The organism is Aliiroseovarius sp. CAU 1755 (assembly GCF_054482655.1).
This window is the reverse complement of record NZ_JBTLRH010000003.1, coordinates 315,168-327,330: the sequence shown is the minus strand read 5'-3', so window position 1 is coordinate 327,330 and position 12,163 is coordinate 315,168. Positions and strand designations below refer to the sequence as shown.

General features: G+C 61.3%; 11 protein-coding genes. 5 read left to right on the top strand and 6 right to left on the bottom strand.

Going from position 1 to position 12,163, the window contains the following annotated elements; all coding sequences use genetic code 11:
- Positions 1–222 precede the first annotated feature (222 nt).
- The gene (locus ACXYMP_RS13505) at positions 223–1,761 is read left to right on the top strand and encodes a helicase HerA-like domain-containing protein (protein WP_298566697.1); all 1,539 of its coding nucleotides are present in this window, start codon (positions 223–225) and stop codon (positions 1,759–1,761) included.
- A gap of 32 nt (positions 1,762–1,793) precedes the next feature.
- Here the strand turns inward: ACXYMP_RS13505 and ACXYMP_RS13500 are convergent, their stop codons facing one another.
- A complete protein-coding gene (locus tag ACXYMP_RS13500; protein ID WP_298566698.1) occupies positions 1,794–2,162 on the bottom strand; it encodes a hypothetical protein in 369 nt (122 codons plus the stop codon).
- A gap of 87 nt (positions 2,163–2,249) precedes the next feature.
- Positions 2,250–3,524 carry an HlyC/CorC family transporter gene (locus ACXYMP_RS13495; RefSeq protein ID WP_298566699.1) on the bottom strand — a complete coding sequence of 425 codons (1,275 nt, stop codon included), beginning with the start codon at positions 3,522–3,524 and terminating at the stop codon, positions 2,250–2,252.
- A gap of 111 nt (positions 3,525–3,635) precedes the next feature.
- On the opposite strand from ACXYMP_RS13495, the gene ACXYMP_RS13490 reads away from it, so the two are divergent.
- Positions 3,636–4,937, top strand: a complete 1,302-nt coding sequence (locus ACXYMP_RS13490; protein WP_458906939.1) for an MmgE/PrpD family protein — start codon at positions 3,636–3,638, stop codon at positions 4,935–4,937.
- A gap of 71 nt (positions 4,938–5,008) precedes the next feature.
- On the opposite strand, the gene ACXYMP_RS13485 is transcribed toward ACXYMP_RS13490, so the two are convergent.
- From ACXYMP_RS13485 to ACXYMP_RS13470, 4 genes are all read right to left on the bottom strand, one after another.
- Positions 5,009–6,190 carry an ammonium transporter gene (locus ACXYMP_RS13485; protein WP_458906937.1) on the bottom strand — a complete coding sequence of 394 codons (1,182 nt, stop codon included), beginning with the start codon at positions 6,188–6,190 and terminating at the stop codon, positions 5,009–5,011.
- A gap of 176 nt (positions 6,191–6,366) precedes the next feature.
- Positions 6,367–6,858, bottom strand: coding sequence for a CinA family protein (locus ACXYMP_RS13480; RefSeq protein WP_458906936.1), 492 nt, complete (start codon positions 6,856–6,858; stop codon positions 6,367–6,369).
- Between the two features lie 3 nt (positions 6,859–6,861).
- Positions 6,862–7,362 carry a phosphatidylglycerophosphatase A family protein gene (locus tag ACXYMP_RS13475; protein ID WP_298566704.1) on the bottom strand — a complete coding sequence of 167 codons (501 nt, stop codon included), beginning with the start codon at positions 7,360–7,362 and terminating at the stop codon, positions 6,862–6,864.
- A 3-nt stretch (positions 7,363–7,365) separates the two neighbouring features.
- A complete protein-coding gene (locus ACXYMP_RS13470) occupies positions 7,366–8,511 on the bottom strand; it encodes a bifunctional 2-C-methyl-D-erythritol 4-phosphate cytidylyltransferase/2-C-methyl-D-erythritol 2,4-cyclodiphosphate synthase (RefSeq protein ID WP_458906933.1) in 1,146 nt (381 codons plus the stop codon).
- Positions 8,512–8,677: 166 nt separating this feature from the next.
- Between ACXYMP_RS13470 and dusB the strand changes: the two genes are divergently transcribed.
- The 3 genes from dusB to ACXYMP_RS13455 are packed head-to-tail and all read left to right on the top strand — an operon-like array spanning position 8,678 to position 12,140.
- Entirely contained in the window at positions 8,678–9,658 is a 981-nt protein-coding gene (gene dusB / locus ACXYMP_RS13465; protein ID WP_458906931.1) for a tRNA dihydrouridine synthase DusB, read from the top strand.
- Positions 9,655–10,737 (top strand): two-component system sensor histidine kinase NtrB, encoded by a 1,083-nt coding sequence (locus ACXYMP_RS13460; protein WP_458906930.1) that lies wholly within the window; start codon positions 9,655–9,657, stop codon positions 10,735–10,737. The genes dusB and ACXYMP_RS13460 overlap by 4 nt, the downstream gene beginning before the upstream one ends.
- Before the next feature lie 2 nt (positions 10,738–10,739).
- Positions 10,740–12,140 carry a response regulator gene (locus tag ACXYMP_RS13455; protein WP_458906928.1) on the top strand — a complete coding sequence of 467 codons (1,401 nt, stop codon included), beginning with the start codon at positions 10,740–10,742 and terminating at the stop codon, positions 12,138–12,140.
- Positions 12,141–12,163: the final 23 nt, after the last annotated feature.

Genomic DNA, 12,163 nt, shown 5'->3' with positions numbered 1-12,163 from the left:
GACCGGCCGAGAACGGCACATTCAGCGGTCAAGATCGCCTTTAAGGTGCAAATACTTGTCAGTGTTAAGAAAAAAGACCCCGCCCGAAGGCGAGGTCAGTCTGACAGGGAGGAAGTCATTCCCAAAACGTCAGGTATTCGGGAATGATTCCACTCTGGTGCAAAATGGTTAATTAAGTATTGTTTCAACCAAGAGATTTTTCAGGCCCTGGGAGGCAATCAGATGGACGGTGCGATTTTCATTGGTGGTGGTGGCGAAGACTATGGCGTTAAGCAGGGGCTGTTGATGAAATATGCCAACCGCCACGGGCTGGTCGCCGGCGCAACCGGCACCGGCAAGACCGTGACCCTGCAGATCATGGCCGAAAGCTTCGCATCTGCGGGCGTGCCTGTGTTCCTGTCGGATGTCAAAGGCGATCTGTCTGGCCTCGCAAAAGCCGGGACGGAAGGGTTCAAACTGCACAAAGCCTTCACCGATCGGGCCACCAAAATCGGGTTCACGGATTACGCTTATGGCGCGTTTCCCGTCACCTTCTGGGATCTCTACGGCGATCAGGGCCACCCGGTCCGCACCACGGTGTCCGAAATGGGGCCGCTATTGCTGGCCAGATTGCTGGAGCTGACTGATGCGCAGGAAGGTGTGCTGAACATCGCCTTCCGCGTTGCTGACGAACAAGGCTTGCCGCTGTTGGATCTGAAGGATCTTCAGGCGCTTCTGGTCTGGGTCGGGGAAAACGCCAAAGAGATGTCGCTGCGCTATGGCAACGTGTCCACCTCGTCCGTCGGGGCCATCCAGCGCGCGCTGTTGGTGTTGGAAAACCAAGGCGGGGAAAAGCTGTTTGGCGAACCGGCGTTGGAGCTGTCCGACATCATGCGCACCGATCGTGACGGGCGGGGGCGTATCTCGATCCTGGCGGCCGACAAGCTTATGGGTGCGCCGCGCCTATATGCGACCTTCCTTTTGTGGTTGCTGTCTGAGCTGTTTGAAGAATTGCCCGAGGTCGGTGACCCGGACAAACCCAAGCTTGTGTTCTTCTTTGACGAGGCGCATCTGTTGTTCGATGACGCCCCCAAGGCACTGGTCGATAAGGTCGAACAGGTCGCCCGCCTGATCCGATCCAAAGGGGTTGGCGTCTATTTCATCACCCAAAACCCTGCTGATGTGCCCGAAGACATCCTTGGTCAGCTTGGCAATCGCATCCAGCATGCCCTGCGGGCGTTCACCGCCAAGGACAGAAAAGAGCTCAGGCAGGCCGCCGAAACCTATCGCGACAATCCGCGGTTTTCGACCGAGGATGCGATCCGCGAAGTTGGGGTGGGCGAGGCCGTTACCTCGTTTCTGGAACGCAAGGGCGCGCCGGGTGTGGTCGAACGGACGCTGATCCGCCCGCCCAGCTCTCAGCTTGGGCCGATTGATGTGGCGGAACGCAAGGCGTTGATTGATGCCTCACCCATCGCAGGAAAATACGAGACGCTGAAAGATCGTGAAAGCGCCTATGAGGTGTTGACCAAACGCGCGGCTGATGCAGCGCGCGAAGCGGAAGAGGCTGAACGCAAGGAAGAAGAAGCCAAAAGTGTCGCCGAACGCGAATACCGCGCCGGACGCCGCTATTCCGGCACCAAAGTGGGGCGTTCGTCGTCGCGCAAATCATCCGGCGGGTTTGGCGGCGCGGTCGCAGATGTGGTCATGAAAGAGCTGAAGGGCACCACCGGAAAGCGCATCGTGCGCGGCATCCTGGGATCGCTGTTCAAGGGTCGCTAGCGACCCTTTGCCAACCGGTGGTGTCTTGAAATTTAGCGCAACGTATAGGTGCGTATGGTGCCATCCGCGCTGGTCAGGGTCGCCTGTTCACCGTCGATCACAATGTCCAGACACCCGCTAGAGCGCATCGGCTCGGGCGTGGGTTCGGTCAGGGTGCGGCAATATTGTCCGTCCTCGACCGTCCAGGTGCCGCCAAATTGAAACGCGTCGTTGCCGCCGCTGATCGTCCCGTCAGCTTCCAGCGTGATGGCCATACCGGTCTTGCCTACGAAAGATTTGCCTGACAGCGCCTGAATCAAAGCGCTATCGGCGTCGCTTTGCGCCGATACGGGGGGTGCGAGCGCCAGCAAGCCGCTGAACGCGGAGGCGAGGCAGAGGGGAAAGATCGTGTTTCGGGTCATCTGTAGCTCCGATTGATGTTGGTTGAATGCAGCATGGCGCGATCAGCCCCGCCGGTTCAAGCGAGAACTGAAGGACATATGGACGCGCTACAACGGGCGTATCTTCAGTCGCGCAACCCGGTTTCCTTCGCGTTTCAAGACCTCGAAACGGAAGCCGTGGAACGAAAAGACCTGTCCTTCGAAGGGGATCATCTGCGCTTCGTGGATCACCAGCCCTGCGATGGTGTTGGCCTCGTCATCAGGCAGGTTCCAGTCAATGGCACGGTTGATATCGCGGATCGTCACGCCGCCATCGACCACATAATTGCCGTCCGCAACACGTTTGATCTCAAGCTCGCTCTGCACGTCGAATTCATCGGTGATTTCGCCCACGATCTCTTCCAGAATGTCTTCCAGCGTGATCAGACCTTCAAGCGAACCGTATTCGTCCACCACAAGCGCAAAATGCGTGTGGCGGCGCAAAAACTGACGCATCTGGTCGTCCAGCGTCGTGGTTTCGGGGATGAAATAGGGCTTCATGGCCACTTGCAGAACGTCGAATTCCTCGATCGGTTTACCCTCGGCCTGCGCCATATACATCGCGCGGCTCAGGTCCTTTGCGTGGATCACACCGATGATGTTTTCGGGCTCGTCGCGAAACACAGGCAGGCGCGTGTGGCGCGAGGCAAGGATCTGTTCGAGGATTTCAAGCGCCGGGGCCGAGGCGTCGATCATTTCGATCTGGCTGCGGTGAAGCATGATTTCCTCGACCACCCGGTCGCCAAGATCCAGCGCGCCCAGCAACCGGTCGCGGTCTTCCTTCTCGACCGCTCCTTCGGAATGGCCCAGGGCGATGGCGCCGATGATTTCTTCGCGAACGGCCAGAATGTGGCTGTCGGGGTCGGTTTTCACACCGAAAAGGCTCAGCAACCCGCGGGTGATGACACGCACCGCAGAAACGACGGGCGCAAAGACCAAGATGACCAGCCGAATGGGCGCCGAGGCTTTTGCGGCCGCGTCCTCGGGCCGGGTGATGGCATAGGTCTTGGGCAGCACTTCGGCGAAGATCAGGACCAACAAGGTCATCACAAGCGTCGCCAGCGCCACGCCGCTGTCTCCGAACAGGCGGGTAAACAGGGCGGTGGCCAGTGAAGCAGCCAGAATGTTCACCAGGTTGTTGCCCAGCAGAACGGACCCGATCAGACGCTCGTTGTCTTCGGTGATTTCCAACGCGCGTTCGGCGCCCCGGTCCCCGCGATCGGCGCGCGACCTCATCTTGCCACGCGATGCCGCCGTCAGGGCGGTTTCCGACCCCGAGAAGAAGGCTGACAGCACAAGCAAAGCCGTAATTGCCGCGCAACTGAGCCAAAAGCCACTATCCATGATGATCCCATTTGCCTTTTTGCATTCTGCTTAGTCTTATGGGGGGCAATGAGCGTGCTTTCAAGGGACGCGCAAGCGACGGGCCCATTGGGCGCTGGTAAGAGGGGGAACATGGGAGGCGTTTCAAACGATCTGGTGCAGTTCGGTTTAGCGCCGATTGATAGGGCGTCTGCCAGCGAAGCGCGGCGCATGATGGCGTTGTCGCTGTTGGATTGGGTCAGCGTCGGGGTGGCTGGCAGCCGGGAACCGGTGTCGCAAATCCTGCGTGATCTGGCGGTGGAAAGCGGCGGTGCGGCGCAGGCCAGCGTGATCGGTTGCCCCCAAACACTGCCCGCGGCGGCGGCGGCGCTGGTGAATGGCACGGTGTCGCATGCGCTGGACTATGACGACACGCATTTTGCCCATATCGGGCATCCTTCGGTTGCCGTGCTTCCCGCGGCGATTGCTATGGCCGAGACCACCGGGGCGTCTGGCGCGCACATGCTGGATGCCGCCCTGATCGGGGTCGAGGCGTCGATCAGGGTCGGGCGCTGGCTGGGGCGGACCCATTACGAAACCGGCTTTCATCAAACCGCCACAGCGGGCGCCTTTGGGGCTTGCGTGGCCGCAGGGCGGTTGGCAGGGCTGACCGCCGCTCAGATGAGCCATGCGCTTGGACTGTGCGCCACACGCGCGTCCGGATTGAAAAGCCAGTTCGGCACGATGGGTAAACCCTATCACGCGGGTCTTGCCGCCCAAACCGGGGTCGAGGTCGTGCGCGCCGCAAAGGCGGGGTTTACCTCGACGCCAGAAGGCATTGACGGGCCGCAGGGCTTTGGTCCAACCCATGCCGGCGAAGATAACCGACAGGCCTTTGACGGTCTGGGCGTGACATGGGACATCCTGACGATCAGCCACAAGTTTCATGCCTGCTGCCACGGCACCCACGCGATGCTAGAGGCGCTGGCCGGGCTAAATTGCCCCGCAGACGAGGTGGCCGAGCTTCAGCTTTGGACCCATCCGCGCTGGCTGAGCGTGTGTAACATTCCCCACCCTGCAACAGGGCTTGAGGTCAAATTTTCCTATGCCCATCTGGCGGCGATGGCCCTGTCGGGTGTGAATACGGCGGCGCTCGACAGCTTCAGCGACGCGATTGCGCAGGATCCTGACCTGATCCGTCTGGCCGCGCGGGTGCATGTATCAGCCGATGACAATTTGCCTGAAACGGCGGCATTGGTCGAACTGACCTCGACCACCGGGGCGCTATTCACGCGCGACCACAACCTGAATGCGCCCATGTCACTTGCGCAGCGTCAGGCCAAGATTGTGGCAAAGTCGCGCGCCTTGCTGGGGGCGCAGTCCGATCAGGTGTTCAACGCCATCCGGGCCGGACCGGATTTGCCAGTCCTGACGGGTTTGTTGCGGGCGGCGTGATCTGGCAGGTTCACAGGCAGACAGAAGGCGAGGACCAGCCCCGCCTTCTCCTCTTCTGGTCCTATGGAAGGTCAGGACATGATGTCATAGGCCCGTTCGCCATGCGCTGACAGGTCCAGCCCGTTGGCCTCTGTCTCCAGATCGACGCGCAGGGGGAAGACAAGCCCAACCAGTTTGATCAAGGCGACCGTGGCGACAGCTGTGAATGCGCCGACGATGATCAGGGCGCCTAATTGGGAAATCCAACTGCCCTGACCGAAGACCGCGATCATAATTGTGCCAAAGATGCCGCCAACACCGTGCACCGCGAACACGTCCAGCGTGTCGTCGATTTTCAGTGTGTTGCGGATGAAGTTGACCGCTTCCTGACACAAAACACCTGCAATCGCCCCGATGATCAACGCCTCGACCGGACCGACAAAGCCAGACGCAGGAGTGATCGAGGCCAACCCCGCGATGGTGCCGGTCACGATACCCACGAGGCTGGCTTTGCCGTATTTGATCCGTTCATACACAGCCCATGACAGCGACGCTGTGGCGGCCGAGATATGGGTGACGGTGATCGCCATCGCGGCGCCCCCGTCAGCCGCCAATTGCGACCCTCCGTTGAAGCCAAACCAGCCGACCCACAACATGCCTGCGCCCATGAACACCATCCAAGGCGCATGTGGCGGCGTGGTGCGGTGTTTGCGCGGTCCAAGAAAGATGGCGATCAACAGCGCCGCGATGGCTGCGGTTTCATGCACGACGATACCACCGGCAAAGTCGCGGGTGCCGATGGCTCCGAAAATGCCGCCATCCGCCAATGCGCCGCCGCCCCAGATCCAGTGCACGACCGGTGCATAGCAAAGCAGCATCCACAGGCCCGAGAAGGTCATCACGAAACCAAAGCCGACCCGTTCCACATAGGCCCCAACGATCAGAGCGGGCGTAATGATCGCAAAGGTCAGCTGGAAGGTGAAGAACAAGACCTCGGGCAGGGTGCCTGACAGACTGTCGGCAGTGACGCCGGACAGGAAGGCTTTGTCCAGACTGCCAAACCAGCCGTGTGTCACATCCCCGAAGGCAATGGTGTAGCCCAAGGCGAGCCACAGCACGCTCATCAAACAGGCAATGGCATAGACATGCATAAAGACGCTCAGCACATTGCGCGCACGCACAAGCCCGCCATAAAAAAGCGCGAGCCCCGGCAGCGACATGAAAAGCACAAGGGCTGTGGCGACGATGATCCAGGCGGTGTCTGCCCCGTTCATGGGATGCTCCTTCAAAGAGTTGGTGATGCTGCGTTTTGTGGCGCAATGCGCAGGAGGAGGGGACAGGCGCACGGGGATTTACGCCCATGCGGCAGGCACAAAACGACGCGCGCTTAAATATTAGGCGGTTTTTTGGGGTGTATGGCGCAGATATGGGCGCAATCCGGATCTGCGTTTCAGGCTTTCCCTAAGGACAGGGCAGCTTGCGCCAGAAGTTTAACCGCGTGTTTCGCAGCGGCGTGGCGGACCTTGGCACGGCCCAGCGCGCCGAATTCGACGGTCTCGGTCTGGCAGGCGTCTCGCGTCGCCAAGCCGAAGCACACACGCCCCTCGGGCTTGTGCTCGGACCCGCCGGGGCCAGCGATGCCGGTGATCGACACCGCAAGGTCTGCCTGCGATCTGGACAACGCGCCCAGCGCCATTTCGCGCGCGACCTGTTCCGATACAGCCCCGTGCGCGTCAAGCGTGGCTGGGCTGACCCCTAACATGTCGCGTTTGGCGGCGTTGGAATAGGTGATGAAGCCCCGGTCAAAGACGTCCGAGCTGCCCGCCACGTCCGTCAGCCAAGCGCCCACCATGCCGCCCGTGCAGCTTTCCGCTGCAGCGATCTTGAGGCCCTTGCTGCGGCACAGGTCGAGAAGATCAGCAATTTCTAACGTGTCGGACATAGGTCACATCATAAACGCATGAACACCGTAGGCCGCAACGATCACCGTGATCGCCGCTGCTACGCCAGCATAGACATCATCCATCATGACCCCCGTCGCATCGCCGCGCCGGTCGGCTGTGCCGATGGGACCAAGCTTGGTGATGTCGAAGAACCGGAAGGCCAGAAAGCCGATGACCCACCCGGGATAGAGCGCCAGTATTTCCGCGCCCATCATCTTGGCCCCGAAGGACACGGGAAACAGGGTGATCCACATGCCGACGACCTCGTCAATTACCACCTCGCCGGGGTCGTGATTGTCGGAACCTGCCGTATACGCCTCGGTCGCCTTCAGGCCGACATAATAGGCGACGATGGTCGCACCAGTCAGGGCAATTGGCCCGCCAATCATGTGTAGCAGCCACGCGACGGGCAGGGCGGCCAGCGTGCCCCATGTGCCGGGGGCGGGCTTCAAAAGCCCCGCATAGAAGAAGGTTGCGATCAGCTTGGCGGTGGATTTCTGCATGGCTTAGTCCTTGATCAAAGTGGCCGAGGCCAGCGAGGCGATGCCTTCGGACCGCCCGGTGAAGCCCAACCGTTCGGAGGTCGTGGCTTTCACCGACACCCGGTCCACATCCATGCCCATGATACCCGCCAAGGCCTCGCGCATGGCGACCGCATGAGGCCCGATCTTGGGGTGTTCGCAGATCAGCGTCACGTCCACGTTCGACAACCGATAGCCGCGCGATTTGGCCAGATTGACCGCATGGCGCAGGAAAATATCGCTCTCAGCCCCTTTCCACTGCGGGTCCGAGGGCGGGAAGTGCTGGCCAATGTCGCCTTCCGCCAGCGCGCCATAGATCGCATCGGTCAGGGCATGCATCCCTACATCGGCGTCGGAATGACCCTTCAGCTTGCGACCATGCGGGATGCGCACACCGCACAGGATGACGTGGTCGCCATCTTCAAACGCATGCACGTCAAACCCGTTGCCCACACGAATATCCATGGCCTGTTCCTTTGCTCTGTCGCGGATCAACTTGTCTGCACGCGCGAAATCGTCCGGCGTGGTGATCTTTATATTCGCCTCATCGCCCATCGTGATGGCTACGTCCAGCCCGGCCTTGCGCGCAACCTCAACGTCATCCGCCGCGCCGCCGTTATGGGCACGGTGAGCGGCTAGGATAGGGGCATAGCGGAAACCTTGCGGGGTCTGCGCCCGATAAAGCCCGTCGCGCGATTGCGTGCCTGTTACCACCCCTTCATCACCGCGCCACAACGCGTCGGTTACGGGGATTGCAGGCGCGGCCCCTTGCGCGGATGACAAAGCGTCAATCACCGCCTCGATCACCTTGGCAGAGACCAAGGGCCGGGCCACATCGTGGATCAACACAAGATCGGGCGGGTTGGCTTGCAACGCCTCCAGTCCAGCCCGCACACTTGCGTCGCGGGTGGCGCCCCCGATCACGGTTTGGATGCCGTCGATCTGCTGCGCGTCACCGTGATCCTCTGGGTGGATGACCAACACGCAACGCGTGACACGCGGGTGATCGCGGAATGCGGCCACGCTGTGGGCTGCGACCGATGCACCGGCCACGGTTTGCCACTGTTTGGGGCGCTGCCCGCCCGCACGGGTGCCGCGCCCTGCGGCAACGATGATCGCTGCGATATCCATGGCTCTTGTTTAGGCTGTGCTGAAATGAAGGACAATGGGGCGGTTTGGGTGCGAAAAACTGCACAAAAAATGGGCGGTTTGTGAAATGACGGCTCGCACATCGCACCGAAAGTTGATATTTCGCAGGGGTATCGGGCAGGTTGGACCCACTGCACAAGGATTAGGCATGTCAGTCCGCGTCAAAGATGTAACGCTCGACCCTCCGGTTATTCTGGCCCCAATGGCCGGGATCACGGATCTTCCCTTTCGCAACATTGTCAGCAGCTTCGGCGCGGGACTTGTGGTGTCGGAAATGGTTGCCAGCCAGGAAATGGTGCAGGCCAAACCGGGTGTGCGCGAACGGGCCGAGCTTGGCTTTGGCCACGCAAACACCGCCGTGCAACTGGCCGCGCGCGATGTCTATTGGGCGGGCGAGGCTGCACGGATGGTCGAACAGAACGGCGCGAGGGTCATCGACATCAACATGGGCTGCCCCGCCCGTAAGGTCGTGGGCGGCATGTCTGGATCAGCCCTGATGCGCGATCTGGATCATGCGCTGAAGCTGGTCGAGGCAATCGTGGCCGCGGTGTCGCTCCCGGTCACGCTGAAAACCCGGCTGGGATGGGACGATGACAGCCTGAACGCCGCCGAGCTTGCCCAGCGCGCCGAAGCGGCGGGCATTCAGATGATCACCATCCACGGCCGCACCCGCTGTCAGTTCTACAAAGGCCGCGCCAATTGGGCGGCGATCCGTCCGGTCAAGGACGCCGTCTCGATCCCGGTCATTGCCAATGGCGACATTGTGGACACGCAGACCGCCCGGCAAGCGCTGGCAGACAGCGGCGCAGATGGCGTGATGATCGGGCGTGGGGCAGGCGGGCAACCGTGGCTCCTGGCACAGGTCGCTCATGATATCTATGGCACAGGCGCCCCCATGATCCCGCAAGGCGCGGCACTGGCCCGGCTTGTCGAAGACCACTACCGCGCCAGTCTTGAGTTTTACGGACCTGAGCTTGGCGCGCGCGTCATACGAAAGCATCTGGGCTGGTATATGGATCAGGCGGGCACCGACGCGGAGCTGCGCCGCCGTGTGCTGTCCAACCGAAACCCCATAGAGGTATGCGCCATGTTGCCCGATGCCATTGTGACAGAGCGGCGGGCGGCATGATCAGCGACGCATCACTATGGGCGGCGCTGCCCGTCCCGGCGATCGAGTTGGACGGGGCAGGGCTGGTGGTCCGCCTGAACGGCGCGGGCGAGGCGTTTTTGAACAGCTCGGAGCGCAGTTTTCGCGGGGCGAAGCTGTCAACGAAGCTGACCCTTTCAATAGATATCGAGGGCGCGCAGGACCGGGTGCGCAACTCGAAAGGGCCATATTATGTGGACGGGGCCAAGTTGACGCTTCCCTCTGGCATGGTGCGCGAAGTCAACTTGCAAATAGCCCCTCTGGCCACCACGGACGGGCGCGACGACCACGTGGTGATCTTGTTTCAACCACGCCATGGCGCCGAACATCTTGGCCTTGTGCAGGGGTCGAAAGCGGCGGCCCGTCAGGCCATCGGCATGGCCGAGATGCTGGCGCACGAGATCAAGAACCCGCTGGCCGGGATCACCGGTGCCGCGCAGCTTTTGTCGATGACCCTGTCGGCAGAGGATCAAGAGATGACAGACTTGATCGTCGCGGAAAGCCGCCGGGTGGTCGCGTTGCTGGATCAGGTCGAGCAATTCGGAGACCTTCGCCCCCCAGCCCGCACCGCCGTGAATATCCACGACATTCTGGACCGCGCACGCGCCACCGCTCAGGTCGGGTTTGCGCCGGGGATGGACATTCTGGAACGATATGATCCGTCCTTGCCCGATGTCTGGGTGGATGGCGATCAGTTGCAACAGGTGTTCCTGAACTTGTTGAAGAACGCCGCGCAAGCCTGCTCTGGTGCAGGAAAAATTGAACTTCACACGTTCTACGAGGCCGGGTTGAAACTGCACCTTCCCGATGGCGGCTTGGCCAGTTTGCCCCTTCAGGTCGAGATCATCGACAACGGGCCGGGGTTGCCTGCCGATATCGCCGATCAGGTGTTTGACCCGTTCGTGTCGGGGCGTGAAAACGGCACCGGGCTGGGCTTGGCACTGGTGTCCAAGATCCTGTCGGACCATGACGCGCTGATCGCCGTTGACAGCCGGCCGGGGCGCACCGCGTTTCGCATTTCATTGCCGATCGCCCCGGCCCTTCACCGCAAAGGAGACTGAACATGGATGGAACTGTCCTTGTTGCAGATGATGACCGCACGATCCGCACGGTTTTGACGCAGGCGCTGACCCGCGCGGGGTGTCGGGTGCATGCGACAGGGTCAATGGCGACCCTGATGCGCTGGGTTGAGGATGGGCGCGGGGATGCGGTGATCTCGGACGTGGTGATGCCGGACGGGAACGGGCTAGAGGCCTTACCGCGGATCGCAAAGCTGCGCCCGAACCTTCCGGTGATTGTCATCTCGGCGCAAAACACCATCATGACCGCCATTCAGGCCGCCGAAGCCGAGGCGTTCGACTATCTGCCCAAACCTTTCGATCTGCCTGACCTGATGAAACGCACAGCACAGGCGCTGGACCGCAAGCGCGTCAAGGCACGCAGCCCCGACACCGAAACAGCCAAGCGCGCGGATGTCGCGACCGAGCTGCCCTTGGTAGGGCGCACACCTGCAATGCAGGATCTGTATCGGCTCGTCGCGCGGGTTTTGAACGTCGATCTGCCGGTGTTGATCACCGGGGAAAGCGGCACGGGGAAATCGCTGATTGCGCAGGCCTTGCACGATTTCTCGGACCGGCGCGAGGCACCGTTTGTCGTGGCCACGCCCGATGACCTGATCCCGTCCGATGGCGTCAACGAGGTTGCCCGCCGTGCCGGATCGGGCACGATCCTGTTTGATGGTGTTGGCGATCTGGACGCCGAAGCGCAGGCCCGCCTGTCGCGGCTTCTGGATCATCTTGGGCAAGGGGGACCGCGCGTTTTGGCGATCTCGCAAGGGGATTTGGCCAAAGCCTCGGCGCAGGGCCGGTTTCGAGATGACCTCTATTACCGTCTTGCCGGCGTGATGATTCCTGTCCCCAGCTTGCGTGAGCGGCTTGAGGACATCCCGGCCTTGGCCCAGCATTTTCTGGCCCGCGCCGCGCGTGATGGTCTTGCAGAGCGGCGTTTTTCCGCCGAAGCGACCGAAAGGCTGCGCGCTTATCCCTGGCCGGGTAACGTGCGTGAACTTGAAAACATCGTGACGCGGCTGGTGGTCACGGGGGGCGAAGACGAAATCAACACCGCCGAGGTCGATGTTGCCTTGGGCGCGCGAGGAGGTGCGCGAGGAGGTGCACGGAGCGCAAGCGCGATCCAGCCGCTAGATCACACAGATGAGCGCCTGACAGACGCGGTCGCCCGCCACCTTCAGCGCTATTTTGATCTGCACGGCGGTGCCTTGCCGCCTGCGGGCGTCTATCAGCGTATCTTACGCGAAATCGAGCTGCCTTTGATCGAGATTGCATTGGATGCGACCGGGGGAAATCAAGCTAAATGTGCTGATTTGCTGGGCATCAACCGCAATACCTTGCGTAAAAAGATCACGGAACTCGGAATCGAGGTGACACGCCGCCGCAAGTTGATGTAATAAAGCAACAGAGCGTGGCAAAT

What these genes read in the sequence shown, in the direction of transcription:
- ACXYMP_RS13505 (WP_298566697.1), top strand. Translation starts at nt 223, where the DNA reads ATGGACGGTGCGATTTTCATTGGTGGTGGTGGCGAAGACTATGGCGTT.
- ACXYMP_RS13500 (WP_298566698.1), bottom strand. Translation starts at nt 2,162, where the DNA reads ATGACCCGAAACACGATCTTTCCCCTCTGCCTCGCCTCCGCGTTCAGC.
- ACXYMP_RS13495 (WP_298566699.1), bottom strand. Translation starts at nt 3,524, where the DNA reads ATGGATAGTGGCTTTTGGCTCAGTTGCGCGGCAATTACGGCTTTGCTT.
- ACXYMP_RS13490 (WP_458906939.1), top strand. Translation starts at nt 3,636, where the DNA reads ATGGGAGGCGTTTCAAACGATCTGGTGCAGTTCGGTTTAGCGCCGATT.
- ACXYMP_RS13485 (WP_458906937.1), bottom strand. Translation starts at nt 6,190, where the DNA reads ATGAACGGGGCAGACACCGCCTGGATCATCGTCGCCACAGCCCTTGTG.
- ACXYMP_RS13480 (WP_458906936.1), bottom strand. Translation starts at nt 6,858, where the DNA reads ATGTCCGACACGTTAGAAATTGCTGATCTTCTCGACCTGTGCCGCAGC.
- ACXYMP_RS13475 (WP_298566704.1), bottom strand. Translation starts at nt 7,362, where the DNA reads ATGCAGAAATCCACCGCCAAGCTGATCGCAACCTTCTTCTATGCGGGG.
- ACXYMP_RS13470 (WP_458906933.1), bottom strand. Translation starts at nt 8,511, where the DNA reads ATGGATATCGCAGCGATCATCGTTGCCGCAGGGCGCGGCACCCGTGCG.
- dusB (WP_458906931.1), top strand. Translation starts at nt 8,678, where the DNA reads ATGTCAGTCCGCGTCAAAGATGTAACGCTCGACCCTCCGGTTATTCTG.
- ACXYMP_RS13460 (WP_458906930.1), top strand. Translation starts at nt 9,655, where the DNA reads ATGATCAGCGACGCATCACTATGGGCGGCGCTGCCCGTCCCGGCGATC.
- ACXYMP_RS13455 (WP_458906928.1), top strand. Translation starts at nt 10,740, where the DNA reads ATGGATGGAACTGTCCTTGTTGCAGATGATGACCGCACGATCCGCACG.